The sequence below is a fragment of the Desulfobacterales bacterium genome, from assembly GCA_034003325.1.
Classification (GTDB): Bacteria; Desulfobacterota; Desulfobacteria; order Desulfobacterales; family JAFDDL01; genus JAVEYW01.
On the sequence record JAVEYW010000023.1, the window covers coordinates 44,421 to 58,071 of the forward strand.

Consider the following 13,651-nt stretch of genomic DNA (forward strand, 5'->3'; position numbering starts at 1 on the left):
CGGTGGTATCCGTTCAGTCTATCGCCTGATACCGATACAACCCGATCAGTGCGATGGCCAGGGCGTCTGAGGCATGAAAAGGGCGAATCGGTGTTTGACAGTTTAGAGCATGTCGCACGGCTGCTTCCAGCTGCTCCTTACCGGCATTCCCGTTGCCTGTCAATACCTGCTTGATTTCGCGGACCGCCACTTCGTGGACGGGAATGGCAGCCTGGCTTGCCGCCAGAAGCACGACGCCGGTTACCTTCCCCAGCATGATGCCCGATTTCGGGTATTTTCCGAGAGAAAAAATATCCTCCACAATCATCATATCCGGGGATTCATTTTTAATGATGGCAATCAGCTTGGAAAAGATGTGGTGCAGGCGTTTGGCGGTTGCGTGGCCGGATGCGGTGGAAATGCTGCCGTAGGCGTAACGTTCGACGTGAAGCCCGCGGCCACTGATAATACCGATACCGGTAGCGGCCAGACCCGGGTCAATACCGATGATTTTAACCATCCCATTTCTCGGTGAGCATTGGTGCCAATCCGAAAACCCGGAGTATCGAGAATTAATTGAACGTATCCAGTTTATCCTTGGCGATTTTTGCTTCGTTGGATGTCGGATATTTCTTGATTATTTCCTTTAGGATAAGGCGAGCATTGGCTTTTTCGTTCAGATTGAAAAACGATAACCCCTGTTTTAACAGTGCCGATGGGATTTTGTTGCCGTCCGGGTAAGTCTCGATGACCTTCTGGTATTCCATAATTGCTTTTTCATACCATTTTTCGCGGTAATAAGACTCACCGATCCAGAACTGCGCGTTATCCGCATTGGCGGAGTTGGGAAAGCGTTTTAAGAAGTCAGCAAAACTTGCCCGTGAGGCTTCAAATTCGCCCCTATCCAAGGCTTGCTTGGATGTATTATAGAGTTCTGTTTCAGATAAATCCTTTTTTGCCGATTCTGGAGGGGCAGTTTTTTCCGGGATAGCCACAACAGGTGGCTTTTTGCCAGCCACCGGGGATTCAAGATCCATATACTGCTCAAGCTGCAGGATTCGATCTTCTAACTGGCTCACACGGCTATCTTCTGCCTGAGGGCCTGCTGAAACGTTTGGACGTCCTTTTTGAATAGAATGTTCTACCTCTTCAACTTTCCCTTTAACGATTTGAATTTCTCTGCGCAACTCCTCTACCGTTGCATTGAGCTCGGCATAGTTGTCATCCAGTTTTGTTTGCTGGAGAGAGTTGCGGTTGGCTTCTGATTCTTTAAGCGCGGCAACAAGGGCCGCGTTGTTCATTTCCAACGTTGTAACCCGTTGGTGAAGGTTGGAAACTCGATTTGGCGAAACACACCCAAGAACTCCGGCAATGAAAAAAAAACATATCCCATACTTGAATTTCATGGCAAATATTACCTGTAGCCGTGTTAGCGTATCATCGAGAAAAGACTTTTACCCGGCACTTTGTTCCCCTTGGTCGAGGCGGAAATCTTTGCGATATATCGCACATCCGGGCTGTGATCAGCCGGAAAGCCGGGCTGCCGGTTTATGAATCGCCGGCAGCCGGTTTTCCGATTGTTTTTAACTTACTTATTATGGCAGCACAAAATGGGCGCGCCGGTTTTTTGCCCAGGCGGCTTCATTATGATCCGGATCAACGGGACGTTCTTCACCATAACTGATGGCGGACATTCGGGAGTCTGCAATTCCCATATTTACCAAAAAGCTCTTGGCACTATTGGCCCGACGATCGCCCAATGCCAAGTTGTAGGCATTGGTGCCGCGTTCATCGCAGTGGCCTTCAATGGTCGTTGAGGCGTCCGGATTTGCGGCAAGCCACTGAGCCTTTTCTTTCAAAATGGCTTGAGCGTCCATGGACAGCGCAGCGCTGTCAAACGCGAAATAAACATCTTCGTTCTCAAATTTCTGTCGGGCTTCCATTTTGGCTTGTTCCGCATTCCGAAGGGCTTCTTCGCGCATACGGGCTTCTTCAGCCAACCGTCTTTGCCGTTCCAATTCCGCCTCATCGACGGCTGAGCTGGTAGTCATTCCCGTGTCCTGTTTCACGGCTTTTTTGCTGCATGCGACCGTTGTCAACAATCCCGGAATAATCAACAGCAACAACAAACATCTCCAAATTTTCGTATTCATCCTGTCCTCCTGATAATTAATTGAATTTAAAGTAACCGCGTTTAAAATAATGCAGATTCCAAAAACAAACTACTATGTGAGCCTGATCTATCTTTTTCTTTTTCTTCGGCAAAAGTTTATCCAAAAACTTTTGCACACTTTTTCCTCCTTTTCCCATATCGGGGTTAGTTGGGTGCTATGTTGGGTGACCAGCTTGGATTCGTTTGTTCTCCAGGCAGGGCTAATAAACGACGTTGATCCGTACCGAAAGCGGTCATAATAAAAATTCTGGATGGCCCCTCGCGTGTGGAACTAAAGGCAATAAGGCTGCCATCCGGGGCCCACGAAGGGGATTCATTATCTCCCGCATCATTTGTTAATTGATACAGCCCGGCGCCGTCAACGCCTATCACGCGGATGTTAAAATTTCCATTATCCTTGGATTCATAAGCGATCTTATCCCCCTTCGGTGACCAGCTCGGAGAGGTGTTGTATTTGCCTTCAAAGGTCAGGCGGCGCGCCTCACCGGAATCAATATTCTTGATGTATATCTGAGGCGAGCCGGCCCTGTCTGAAACAAAGGCCATCTGCTTGCCGTCCGGCGACCAGCTCGGCGATACGTCTATACCCCAGTTACTCGTTAGATTTTTAATAATTTCTCCGCTGCCGGTCAATAGATAAATTTCCTGATCGCCGGAAAACGAAAGGGTCGCTGCCAGCGCAAATTGGTTCGGAACCCAGGCGGGGGTGATGTTAATCCCTTTTTTTGAGACCACCGTGCCTCGTTTTTCGTTCAAATGACGGATAAAAAGATCCGGATTTCCTTTCTCGTAGGAAGTGTAGGCAAGCCATTGCCCGTCCCAGGACCAGGCCGGAGACAAGGTGATGGACCTTGATCGGGTCAATTGCATGGGATCATACCCGTCGAAATCACAAGTATAAATTTCCTTGGTTTTTGTACCGGTTGAGACGAAGGCGATTTTGCTTGAAAATATGCCGCGGTTACCGGTCAGCTCGAATATGACCTCACTGCAAAACCGGCGAATAATTTTTCGTTGGTCTGTTATATACCCGGTGTACCTTTTCCCGACCACCAACCGTCCTTTGAAGGTGTCGTACAAGCGAAGCTCCATTTCCAGGAGCGTGCCGGAGACGGAAACACCCGCTGTGACCAGCAGTTCGGCACCGATGGTGGTCCAATTGGTAAGCTTGAGGGTTGGCGGTACAAGACCGGTTTTCCGGGGATCTTCGAGAAACGCCCCCCGGTCGAGCAGTTTAAAATAGCCTGTGAAATCAAGCGTACTCGCCAGCAGGTCAGCCCCCTCCACGGCAATTTTATCTTCCGAATAGTTGGGGGTAAGGCTTTTGAAAATGGGTACGGCCAGTGGTATTTTCCGTAAAGACGGGCTGGTAATATCAATATACTCAAATGCCGCTCGGCAATATCCCGGTACGAGACAGGTAATGGTAAGCGCTATCAGCAGGGCGGCGGCCCTGAATGAAAATCTCATGCTGCGTTCCTTAATTCAACATTCAAAATATTTTTGGTTAGCTTTATAACCCGGCTTACTTTATTCCCGTCGGCGTAAACCGAAGCCCCTGTTGCAGCATCGATTCCGTTACGCCGGGCGGAAAGGGCGGCAGGGGGTTTGATTTCTGAATCGCCCTGGCGGCCGATTCGTCAAGATAAGTATTCCCGGATCGTTTCTCAAACCAAAAGTTGGTGATTTCACCCTGCCGGGTGACTTCGATAATCACCCAGGCGGCCATATTACTCTGGCCGCCAGAGAGCTGATCTGAATACGCCCAGTTTTTTTGAATATAACGGGCGATCTCGACGCGATAAATATCAAATAAATCCATTTGTCTTGGTTTGCCCGTACCGCCGAGGCCGCCGCCGACGCCGGTGGCATCCTCTCCAATGGCGCCCTCGGTAGTGCCCCCCCCCCCGCCGGCGGCTTCTTTTTCTTCGACTGCGGCTGCCATTCGATCAAGCGCTTCCTGTATCGGATTTCGTTCAGTAGTCTCTGCCGGTGCTGCCGGACTGGAGGATTCCCCCGTCTTTTGTTCAATCCGCTTGATGGCGCTTTCGACGACCTTTTCGGCCTGATATGTTTTTTTCTTAAGAGACACTTTGGGCGTCACCGCTTTGGGTGCAAGGGATATCGCCTCTTTTACCGGTGCGTTCGGGGGCGGTTCCACCACAACCGGTTTCTTCAGGGGTGGTTTCACAGCAACCTCAGCCTTCACTTTCGGTGGTTTTTTAACTGAAGGCGGTGTCTCTTTGGGCTTTGGTGCACTTATTTTCTTGGCCGGTTTTCCCGGAATCTTTTTTCCCGGAGGAGCAGCCGATGTATACGATGGAACGGCCACAAGATTCACGCTTATCGCACCCGCGGGCAGATCTCGACTAACGGGAAACTTCGGAGTGGCGATCAACAGCCCCAACAGAAGAAAATGTCCGATGACGGAAACCGCCACCGGCATGAACAATCTGTCGACCTCGGCGGTTGGTTCAGCCGTTCGGTTATATGCAGGCGTTGTAGACTTCATTTTCGGCCTAATAAGCCGGGTTCAAAACGTTCTATTTTGCCCAATCTATGAAGCTGGGTTCAAGTTTCAGTCATCGAAGTACGCGACTGTATTCTTCCGGTCGGTTTGGCCGCGACAGGAATCCCGCCTTGACCCGGACTCAACTGAAACGTTTTGAAATCGGCTCTAATATTAACTTTTCTTGGGCTTATGATCCTCTTCCGGAGGGAGCGTTAACATGCCCAGCTTTTCAACCCCGGCATTTTTTACCTCCGACATGACCCGAATAACGATGCCGTAAGGAATATCCTTGTCCGCCCGAACATATACCTCGCGATCCTTCCGATTTTCCAAAATTTTAATAAGCTTTTCCCGTAGAAAGTCAAGGGCGACTTTGGAATCATTGATATAAACGTCCTGCGCGGCATCGATACTAATAATTAGAGGTTCTTGCTGCTGAGAGGGAAGTTCCTCGTTGGTGGCCTCGGGAAGATTGACGTTGACTCCCTGCGTCATCATGGGTGCCGTTACCATAAAAATAATCAATAACACCAACATTACATCCACAAAGGGCGTTATATTAATGTCGGACATCAGCTGATTGTTTGATCCGGTTTGCATTATCGGTTGCTCCCCTTGTCTCTGAGATAATCACGCTCGATAATATTCAAGAAATCAGCTGAAAACGTTTGCATTTCAGATTCAATCACCCGAATTTTTTGCATGAAATAATTAAAAGCGATAACCGCCGGAATGGCTACGGCCAAGCCCGCTGCAGTCGCCACCAGTGCCTCTGAGATGCCGGGAGCCACAACGGCAAGGCTGGCTGATCCACGCATACCAATCCCGTGAAAGGACCCCATGATGCCCCAGACGGTCCCGAAAAGTCCGATAAAGGGCGTGGTGTTGCCGGTAGTGGCCAGAAACGGCACCATCTGTGTCATCTTAGTGATTTCCGTGACCGTTGAGCGTCGAAGCGCACGCTTGATGTTATCAATCCCCACAAGTTGGGTGGCCAAAGACGCCGTTTCTCCACCGGTCGGTTCCGCCGGTTTGGCGCCCGCACTGGCTCCGGTGCGGTTCAGTCGTTTAAGCTCCACAAATCCAATACGAAACACGCGGGCGATTGGGCTGACCTGCAATTCCCTGGCTTTATAATAAGCATCTGAAAAATCGCGGCTTTTCCAGAACACCTCATTAAATAAAGCGGATTCTTTATATGCCTTTCGTATGTAGCGGTATTTGATGATGATAATGGTCCAGGAAGAAACCGAAAAAAAGAACAGCAGCAAAAGGACGAACTGAACCATTAAGCTGGCATTTTGTATCATATGAAACAGATCTAGCTCTTGCAAAACCATAACCGCTCCAATTTGTTGTCGATTTATTAAAGACTGGCATCAAACCGAAAAGGAAATCAATGCCAGCGCTTTTTATTTTTTGATGGCGGGCTTCGTTGGAATGGGCGAATCGCCATATATACAAGCTCGTTAAATTATAAGTAATTTATTTTCGTGTCAAGGTGTTTCAGGATTGTATATGAAAAATAAAGGAGTTGATTTTCAAGCTGGGAGGGGGTAAACATTTTTCTTTTTATGAAAATTTTATTAAAATCGAATTGTTTCAGTAGGCTGCCCTTTGCATTGGCATATCCGGGCGGACAAGGGCCTGCGCGTGCCATGGAGAATAAAAATGGTCCAGGCGATTGCAGATTTGTTGTTTGAGGCAAAAATGCTCAAAGATATTCCGCGCTCAGGGTATCCGTACCTCGGGGTCGGGCGAGAGTCCGTTGCCGCGCATATCTTCATGACGAGTTTTATTGCCCACGTTCTTTCCATGCTGGAACCATCGGCCGATGCCCTCAAACTGCTTCAAATGTGTTTGCTGCACGATTTGCCCGAGGCAAGGACCGGAGATTTGAATGCGGTTCAGAAAAAATATGTCAGCGCCGATGAAGACAGGGCTGTCGCTGACTTAACGCAAAAACTCCCTTTTGGTGGTGAAATAAGAGCGCTGCTGGAAGAATTTCGCGCTGGGCGCTCGCTTGAAGCAAAGCTTGCCCATGATGCGGATCAACTCTCCTTTTTACTTGATTTGAAATCACTGAAAGATATCGGTCACGCAACACCGGAAAAATGGATCGCCCATGTTCGCGCCCGGGTACAAACCGAAGCCGGTCAACAATTGGTCTGCTGGATTTTGCATACCGAATGGGATCATTGGTGGTTGAAAGATTTTTAATGATGAAAAATTGGCCCGGACACCCGATTTTATCGGATGAATCCGGCTGCCCGCGATGCTTGTTTTGGACAAAACTGCGGAATAAGCCGAAGGGCTGTTTTTTTGTTGACAGCCGGGCGAGTTTGCTCAATAAACAGTAACATTGTTACAAAATAAGTTTATTTTAGTGGCTTAAAGCTATTAACAAATTGAAATTTTAAAAAATAAAATGATAACAGATTTATAGTTGATTGGGATCGACGGAACCGAAGGTCACTTTTTCCATGGTAGGTGATTGCCCGATATTCGGGCAATGGCAGATTACATTAAGACGTTGGAGGTAGAAGATGAATGCGTGGGCAGGTACGTTTACCGCATCGGTGGGAAAAAAGGTAATGATGGCCGTAACCGGATTGAGTTTTATCGGTTTTCTGGTCATGCATCTGCTGGGGAATCTCACCATGTACGGCGGTGGGGATGCTTTTAACGCGTATGCTGAAAAATTGCATTCCCTGGGAGTGTTGCTTAAGGTTGCGGAGTGGGGGCTTCTCGCTTTCGCCTTGGTTCATGTGATTACGGGAGGCACATTGGTTTTGGAAAATTTTCGTGCCCGCCCTGTGCGGTATGCCATGAAAAAGCGTGCGGGAGGACGAACCCTGGGATCGGCCACCATGCCATATACCGGCGTGGCGCTGATTTTGTTCGTGGTGTTTCATCTTATCAACTTTCATTTTGTGGACAAATCACAAACCACAATTTTTCAGATTGTTTTAAATGCGTTTCAAAGCCCCTGGTACGTGGCAATCTATGTGGCGGCGATGGTGATTGCGGGTGTGCATGTCAGTCATGGGCTCTGGAGCGCGTTTCAGACGCTCGGGGCCAACCACCCCAAGTACATGCCGTTGATTCGAATCTTAAGCGTTGTCTTTGCCGTTGTCGTCGGGATCGGCTTTGGCAGTTTACCGATCTATATTTCGTTCGTTTCATAGAAAGGAACCATATATGAAGCTGGATTCAAAAGTTCCCGGTGGTCCGCTGCCGGATAAATGGGAACGCTACCGGTTTGACCTGAAGCTGGTCAATCCGGCCAATAAACGAAAATATGACATCATTGTGGTCGGCACCGGCCTTGCCGGCGGCTCTGCTGCGGCCTCTCTCGGAGAGCTCGGCTACAATGTCAAATGTTTCTGTATTCAGGACAGTCCCCGGCGGGCGCACAGCATCGCCGCGCAAGGGGGCATCAATGCCGCGAAAAACTATCAGAACGATGGCGACAGTATCTGGCGGTTATTCTACGATACGGTCAAGGGGGGTGATTTCAGGGCCAGAGAGGCCAATGTCTATCGCCTCGCCCAGATCAGCAACAACATCATCGATCAGTGCGTGGCCCAGGGCGTGCCCTTTGCGCGGGAATACGGCGGACTTCTGGCCAACCGGTCCTTTGGCGGCGCTCAGGTTTCCCGTACCTTTTATGCCCGGGGGCAGACGGGCCAGCAATTGCTTTTGGGGGCTTACAGCGCCTTGTCCCGCCAGGTGGCGACCGGCAAGGTGACGATGTATACGCGCCGGGAGATGCTGGATGTGGTGGTGGTGGACGGCCGTGCCCGTGGAATTATTACCCGGAATCTGGTGACCGGAGAGATGGAGCGCCATTCGGCTGACGCGGTGGTATTGTGCACCGGCGGATACGCCAATGTGTTTTTTCTTTCCACCAATGCCATGGCCTCCAATGTCACGGCGGCTTTCCGGGCCTATCGGCGCGGCGCACTATTTGCCAACCCGTGTTTCACCCAAATTCATCCCACATGCATTCCGGTGCACGGGACGTATCAGTCGAAACTGACGCTGATGAGCGAATCGCTTCGAAACGACGGCCGGGTATGGGTACCGAAAAAACCCGGCGATACGCGCCGTCCCCATGAGATTCCCGAATCCGAGCGGGACTACTATCTTGAAAGAAAATATCCGAGTTTTGGCAACCTGGTGCCGCGGGATGTGGCCTCCCGGAATGCCAAGGTGCAGTGTGATGAAGATAAAGGGGTCGGGGAAACCCGGTTGGCTGTGTATCTGGATTTTGAAGATGCCATTAAGCGTGACGGCCGGGGGGTGATAGAGAAAAAATACGGCAACCTTTTTCAGATGTATGAAAAAATAACCGCTGAAAATCCCTATGAAACGCCGATGATGATCTATCCGGCGGTGCATTACACCATGGGCGGGCTGTGGGTGGATTATAATCTCATGAGTACGCTGGATGGGCTTTTTGTTCTCGGGGAAGCCAATTTTTCCGACCATGGGGCCAACCGGCTCGGCGCCAGTGCGCTCATGCAGGGGCTGGCCGACGGCTATTTTGTCATTCCCTATACGATCGGTGGGTATCTGGCCGGCACTTCCCTGGGAAAGGTATCGGAAAGCCACGCGGCGTTTGGAGATGTTGAGGCCCAATGCCGGGCAAAAGTCGATCGGTTGCTGGCGGTCAATGGGCGACGAACCGTGGATGATTTTCATCGGGAGCTGGGCCGGATTCTGTGGGATTACTGCGGCATGAGCCGAAATAACGCCGGGCTTGAAAAAGCCAGGTCCCTGATTCAGGATTTGCGGGGCGAATTTTGGAATAATGTCACGGTGCCCGGGTCCGCCGGCAGCTTTAACCAGAGCCTGGAGCGGGCCGGCCGCGTGGCGGATTTTCTCGAGTTTGCGGAATTAATGGTGATTGATGCCAGAGAGCGCCAGGAATCCTGCGGTGGTCATTTCAACGAAGAATTCCAGACCGAGGAGAACGAAGCGCTTCGGGATGACGAAAATTTTTGCCATGTGGCGGCCTGGGAATATGCCGGTGCGGACAAGGCCCCTGCCTTTCATAAAGAACCGTTGACGTTCGAAAACGTTCACCTTACCCAAAGGAGTTACAAGTGAGCAGCAAAAAGACTCTGAATCTAACCCTGAAAGTGTGGCGGCAAAACGGGCCGGATAAGAAGGGACGGCTTGAAACTTATAACGCCAAGGACATTTCACCGGACATGTCCTTTTTAGAGATGATCGATGTCGTCAATGAAACGCTGACGATAGAGGGCAAGGACCCCATCGCGTTTGATCATGACTGCCGGGAAGGCATTTGCGGCATGTGCGGTGCGATGGTCAACGGCCGGGCTCACGGCCCTGAAAAAGGGACCACCCTTTGCCAGCTTCATATGCGGCATTTTTCAGATGGCGATACCGTGGTCATTGAACCGTGGCGCTCCCGGGCCTTTAAGATCATCAAAGACCTGGTGGTGGATCGAAGCGCTCTGGACAAAATCATTCAGGCCGGCGGCTATGTTTCCGTGAACACGGGGGGCGCGCAGGACGCCAATGCCATCCCCGTACCCCAGGACGCGGCGGAAAAGGCGATGGATGCCGCGGCATGCATCGGTTGCGGTGCCTGCGTGGCGGCCTGCCCCAATGCGGCGGCCATGTTGTTTGCCAGCGCGAAAATATCCCACCTGGCCCTGTTGCCGCAAGGCCGGCCCGAAGCCGCCCGCCGGGCGCTTCAAATGGTACGGACGATGGACGCCCTCGGATTCGGCAATTGCACCAATGAGGCCGAGTGCGAAGCGGAGTGCCCAAAGGAGATTTCTATCACCAATATCGCCCGAATGAACCGCGAGTTTTTAAAGGCGGTGATTGTCTCTGAAGAACGATAACGGGGACATTGTCCGGATGGGGGCTTTTATGGATAAAAAGGTTACGGTGGTTGGTGCCGGTTTTGTGGGCGCTACGACGGCACAGCGGCTGGCTGAAAAAGAGCTGTGTGATGTGGTATTGATTGATATCGTCGAAGGGGTTCCACAGGGAAAAGCGCTTGATCTTATGCAGGCCGCGCCGGTCGAAAAGCATGATGCCAAACTCATCGGCGCCAATGGGTATGATGAGTCGGCCGGCTCCGACATCGTTATCATTACGGCCGGCATACCACGTAAACCCGGTATGAGCCGGGATGATTTGATCGCCACCAACGCCGGGATTATAAAAGGCGTTGTGACCCAGGTTGTCCCCAAATCGCCCAATGCGATTCTTATTATCGTCAGTAATCCTCTGGATGCCATGTGTCATGTGGCCATGGATGCCAGCGGGTTTCCCAGAGAGCGGGTCATCGGTATGGCCGGTGTGCTGGATTCGGCCCGGTTTCGAACCTTTATTGCCATGGAGCTGAATGTCTCCGTTGAAAGCACCCATGCCTTTGTTTTGGGCGGTCACGGAGACACCATGGTGCCGTTGCCGCGATATTCCACGGTGGCGGGAATTCCCATCACGGAACTGATGAGCAAGGAGCGAATCGATGCCCTGGTGAAACGGACCGCCACCGGCGGCGCCGAGATTGTCGGGTTGCTTAAAAGCGGCAGCGCCTTTTATGCACCGGCCTCATCTGCGGTGGAAATGGCCGAGTCCATCTTAAAAGACAAGAAAAAGGTATTGCCTTGCGCCGCTTATCTAAAAGGTGAATTTGGTATTCATAACTTATTTATTGGCGTGCCCGTGAAATTGGGACGAAAAGGGATGGAGCAGATTATCGAAGTCAGGCTGACCGAGGAAGAAGATGCGGCCTTAAAAAAATCGGCGGCTGCGGTTCAAGGGTTGGTGGATATTCTCTCGAACATAGGCTGAAAGGAAAACACGAATGGCGGTTTCAAAAAAAATCGAATCCATCCTGACCCGAAGCTCCTGGATTCGAAAAATGTTTGAAGAAGGGACCCGGCTCAAGGCGCTTTACGGCGATGACAAGGTGTTCGACTTCAGCCTGGGGAATCCGAATCTTCCACCGCCTGCGGTATTCAATGACACACTGGTGGGCATTGTCAAGGACCTCGCGCCCGGCAGCCATGGATACATGCCGAACGCGGGCTATCCCTTTGTACGCAAGGCGATGGCGGACATGTTGTCCCGTGAGCACGGCCGGTCCGTTTCCGAAAACGATGTGATTATGACCTGCGGCGCCGCCGGCGGGTTGAATGTTATCTTTAAAACCATTCTCAATCCCGGGGAAGAAGTCTTATCGCCCGCGCCTTATTTCGTGGAATATCATTTTTATGCGGACAATCATGGTGGTGAGCTTAAAACCGTTCCGACGAACGCGGATTTTACGTTAAATTTGACAGCCCTTTCGGCCGCCGTCACCGAAAAAACCCGTGCGGTTCTGATCAATTCCCCGAACAACCCCACTGGCCAGATCTATTCCGAGGAAAGCCTCGCCGCGCTTGGCCGCTTGCTTGCGGACAAAAGCAGGGATTACGGCAAAACAATTTATCTGATTTCCGATGAGCCGTATCGAAAGATCGTTTTTGACGGCGCTGTTGTGCCGAGCATCTGGGCTGCCTATTCGGAAAGCTTGATAGTGACCTCCTTTTCCAAGGATATCTCCGTGCCCGGAGAGCGGATCGGTTATATTGCCGTGGGTCCCGATGTCACCGACAAGGAAGCGCTGCTGGGCGGAATGGCCCTGGCCAACCGAATTCTGGGCTTTGTGAATGCACCGGCGTTGATGCAGCGCGTGGTAGCAGCCGTTCAAGGCGCTACCGTGGATGTCGGTGCCTATGCTCGCAAACGGGATCTGCTCTGCAAGGGGTTGGCAGGGGCGGGCTATGAATTTATTATACCACCGGGCGCCTTTTACCTGTTTCCAAAGTCCCCTATCGCCGATGATGTCGCCTTTGTTCGGGCGCTTCAAGAAGAGCGTATTCTCGTGGTCCCGGGTAGCGGATTTGGCGGGCCCGGGCATTTTCGAATCGCCTTTTGCGTGGAGGATACGACCATCATCCATGCGCTTCCCGGATTTAAAAAGGTGATGGCGAATTTTAAGTGAACTCAAACCTGCTGTGTTTCAGTGAGCGGCGCATGAGAGCCGCTGGAAAGGAGTATGGAAATGAAGATTCTGAAAATTGACCATCTGGGAATTGCCGTGAACCATATCGACCAAGCCAAAAATTTTTGGGCCGGCATTTTGGGGTTGCCGTTCGAGGGCACCGAAACCGTGGCGGAGCAGAAGGTGACGACGGCCTTTTTCCCGGTGGGAGAGAGCGAAGTGGAATTATTGGAGTCCACATCCCCGGATGGCCCCATTGCCGCCTACATTGCAAAAAGAGGTGAGGGAATTCAGCATATTGCCTTTCGGGTGGACGACATTGAAGCAGCCCTCGCCGAATTGAAGGCCAAGGGGGTACGTTTGATTGATGAAACGCCCCGAAAAGGCGCCGGTGGCGCGAAGATTGCGTTTTTACACCCGAAATCGACCGGCGGGGTGCTGGTGGAACTCTCCGAGCGGTAGCCGTTATCACAGGCATCGCATTTTCCAAGTCCATTGAACAGGGTCCAAAAGACGGCTGATTGTCTTGTTGATTCCCCTATTCCTTTTTATTCGCCGTTAAAGCCGACCGTCCGATCCTTCCTCTTTTTGATAAAATTTTTGAAGATAGTGGTTTTTTTTATTTGCAATAATAGTAACAATGTTACATATTATTGGTATAAAATAATAATTTTATACAGTAACTAACCTAATTGATTTCAAATTAATAATAATAACATATTTTTTTCAAGTTGCGTCCCGGCGACAATCACGTTTTGAAGGATGGACTCTAACGGCGAAGCGATACGATAGATATGAATATAGACGATGAAAATGAGGAAGAAGGCCGTTTGCTCTGTGTTGGACTCAAACCTGAGGTCTATAAGCGGCTGGAAAGCGCCGTAGCGGATATTTTTTCCAATTCCGATTTTCATAAAGCCAATATTCGGGACGTGGCCAAAAAAGCAGG

Annotated in this window: 14 protein-coding genes; 7 read left to right on the forward strand and 7 right to left on the reverse strand. The window is 50.8% G+C overall.

Annotation, left to right across the window (positions count from 1 at the left end; genetic code table 11):
- Positions 1-13 precede the first annotated feature (13 nt).
- From RBT11_18830 to tolQ, 7 genes are all read right to left on the reverse strand, one after another.
- On the reverse strand, positions 14-499 hold the full coding sequence (locus RBT11_18830) for a crossover junction endodeoxyribonuclease RuvC (GenBank protein MDX9788840.1): 486 nt from the start codon (positions 497-499) through the stop codon (positions 14-16).
- A gap of 52 nt (positions 500-551) precedes the next feature.
- Positions 552-1,385 carry a tol-pal system protein YbgF gene (gene ybgF, locus RBT11_18835; GenBank protein MDX9788841.1) on the reverse strand — a complete coding sequence of 278 codons (834 nt, stop codon included), beginning with the start codon at positions 1,383-1,385 and terminating at the stop codon, positions 552-554.
- A 189-nt stretch (positions 1,386-1,574) separates the two neighbouring features.
- On the reverse strand, positions 1,575-2,132 hold the full coding sequence (pal, locus tag RBT11_18840) for a peptidoglycan-associated lipoprotein Pal (GenBank protein MDX9788842.1): 558 nt from the start codon (positions 2,130-2,132) through the stop codon (positions 1,575-1,577).
- 164 nt (positions 2,133-2,296) lie between these two features.
- Positions 2,297-3,622 (reverse strand): Tol-Pal system beta propeller repeat protein TolB, encoded by a 1,326-nt coding sequence (gene tolB / locus RBT11_18845; GenBank protein ID MDX9788843.1) that lies wholly within the window; start codon positions 3,620-3,622, stop codon positions 2,297-2,299.
- Positions 3,623-3,677: 55 nt separating this feature from the next.
- Positions 3,678-4,664: a TonB family protein gene (locus tag RBT11_18850; protein ID MDX9788844.1), complete on the reverse strand. Its 987-nt coding sequence runs from the start codon at positions 4,662-4,664 to the stop codon at positions 3,678-3,680.
- Between the two features lie 171 nt (positions 4,665-4,835).
- Positions 4,836-5,264: a protein TolR gene (tolR, locus tag RBT11_18855; protein ID MDX9788845.1), complete on the reverse strand. Its 429-nt coding sequence runs from the start codon at positions 5,262-5,264 to the stop codon at positions 4,836-4,838.
- The gene (tolQ, locus tag RBT11_18860) at positions 5,264-6,004 is read right to left on the reverse strand and encodes a protein TolQ (GenBank protein MDX9788846.1); all 741 of its coding nucleotides are present in this window, start codon (positions 6,002-6,004) and stop codon (positions 5,264-5,266) included. The genes tolR and tolQ overlap by 1 nt, the downstream gene beginning before the upstream one ends.
- 331 nt (positions 6,005-6,335) lie before the next feature.
- On the opposite strand from tolQ, the gene RBT11_18865 reads away from it, so the two are divergent.
- From RBT11_18865 to mce, 7 genes are all read left to right on the forward strand, one after another.
- Entirely contained in the window at positions 6,336-6,884 is a 549-nt protein-coding gene (locus RBT11_18865; GenBank protein ID MDX9788847.1) for an HD domain-containing protein, read from the forward strand.
- Positions 6,885-7,210: 326 nt separating this feature from the next.
- Positions 7,211-7,852 (forward strand): succinate dehydrogenase cytochrome b subunit, encoded by a 642-nt coding sequence (locus RBT11_18870; protein MDX9788848.1) that lies wholly within the window; start codon positions 7,211-7,213, stop codon positions 7,850-7,852.
- Between the two features lie 13 nt (positions 7,853-7,865).
- Positions 7,866-9,779 (forward strand): fumarate reductase/succinate dehydrogenase flavoprotein subunit, encoded by a 1,914-nt coding sequence (locus RBT11_18875; protein MDX9788849.1) that lies wholly within the window; start codon positions 7,866-7,868, stop codon positions 9,777-9,779.
- Positions 9,776-10,546 carry a succinate dehydrogenase/fumarate reductase iron-sulfur subunit gene (locus RBT11_18880; GenBank protein MDX9788850.1) on the forward strand — a complete coding sequence of 257 codons (771 nt, stop codon included), beginning with the start codon at positions 9,776-9,778 and terminating at the stop codon, positions 10,544-10,546. Before RBT11_18875 ends, RBT11_18880 begins: the two co-directional genes overlap by 4 nt.
- A gap of 28 nt (positions 10,547-10,574) precedes the next feature.
- Positions 10,575-11,507 (forward strand): malate dehydrogenase, encoded by a 933-nt coding sequence (gene mdh / locus RBT11_18885; protein ID MDX9788851.1) that lies wholly within the window; start codon positions 10,575-10,577, stop codon positions 11,505-11,507.
- 13 nt (positions 11,508-11,520) lie between these two features.
- Entirely contained in the window at positions 11,521-12,702 is a 1,182-nt protein-coding gene (locus tag RBT11_18890) for a pyridoxal phosphate-dependent aminotransferase (protein MDX9788852.1), read from the forward strand.
- Between the two features lie 60 nt (positions 12,703-12,762).
- Positions 12,763-13,164 carry a methylmalonyl-CoA epimerase gene (mce, locus tag RBT11_18895; protein ID MDX9788853.1) on the forward strand — a complete coding sequence of 134 codons (402 nt, stop codon included), beginning with the start codon at positions 12,763-12,765 and terminating at the stop codon, positions 13,162-13,164.
- Positions 13,165-13,651: the final 487 nt, after the last annotated feature.

Excerpts from the sequence above, each read along its gene's own strand:
- mdh (MDX9788851.1), top strand. The coding sequence starts at position 10,575 with ATGGATAAAAAGGTTACGGTGGTTGGTGCCGGTTTTGTGGGCGCTACG.
- pal (MDX9788842.1), bottom strand. The coding sequence starts at position 2,132 with ATGAATACGAAAATTTGGAGATGTTTGTTGTTGCTGTTGATTATTCCG.
- RBT11_18870 (MDX9788848.1), top strand. The coding sequence starts at position 7,211 with ATGAATGCGTGGGCAGGTACGTTTACCGCATCGGTGGGAAAAAAGGTA.
- RBT11_18850 (MDX9788844.1), bottom strand. The coding sequence starts at position 4,664 with ATGAAGTCTACAACGCCTGCATATAACCGAACGGCTGAACCAACCGCC.
- mce (MDX9788853.1), top strand. The coding sequence starts at position 12,763 with ATGAAGATTCTGAAAATTGACCATCTGGGAATTGCCGTGAACCATATC.
- tolR (MDX9788845.1), bottom strand. The coding sequence starts at position 5,264 with ATGCAAACCGGATCAAACAATCAGCTGATGTCCGACATTAATATAACG.
- tolB (MDX9788843.1), bottom strand. The coding sequence starts at position 3,622 with ATGAGATTTTCATTCAGGGCCGCCGCCCTGCTGATAGCGCTTACCATT.
- tolQ (MDX9788846.1), bottom strand. The coding sequence starts at position 6,004 with ATGGTTTTGCAAGAGCTAGATCTGTTTCATATGATACAAAATGCCAGC.
- RBT11_18865 (MDX9788847.1), top strand. The coding sequence starts at position 6,336 with ATGGTCCAGGCGATTGCAGATTTGTTGTTTGAGGCAAAAATGCTCAAA.
- RBT11_18830 (MDX9788840.1), bottom strand. The coding sequence starts at position 499 with ATGGTTAAAATCATCGGTATTGACCCGGGTCTGGCCGCTACCGGTATC.
- RBT11_18890 (MDX9788852.1), top strand. The coding sequence starts at position 11,521 with ATGGCGGTTTCAAAAAAAATCGAATCCATCCTGACCCGAAGCTCCTGG.
- ybgF (MDX9788841.1), bottom strand. The coding sequence starts at position 1,385 with ATGAAATTCAAGTATGGGATATGTTTTTTTTTCATTGCCGGAGTTCTT.
- RBT11_18875 (MDX9788849.1), top strand. The coding sequence starts at position 7,866 with ATGAAGCTGGATTCAAAAGTTCCCGGTGGTCCGCTGCCGGATAAATGG.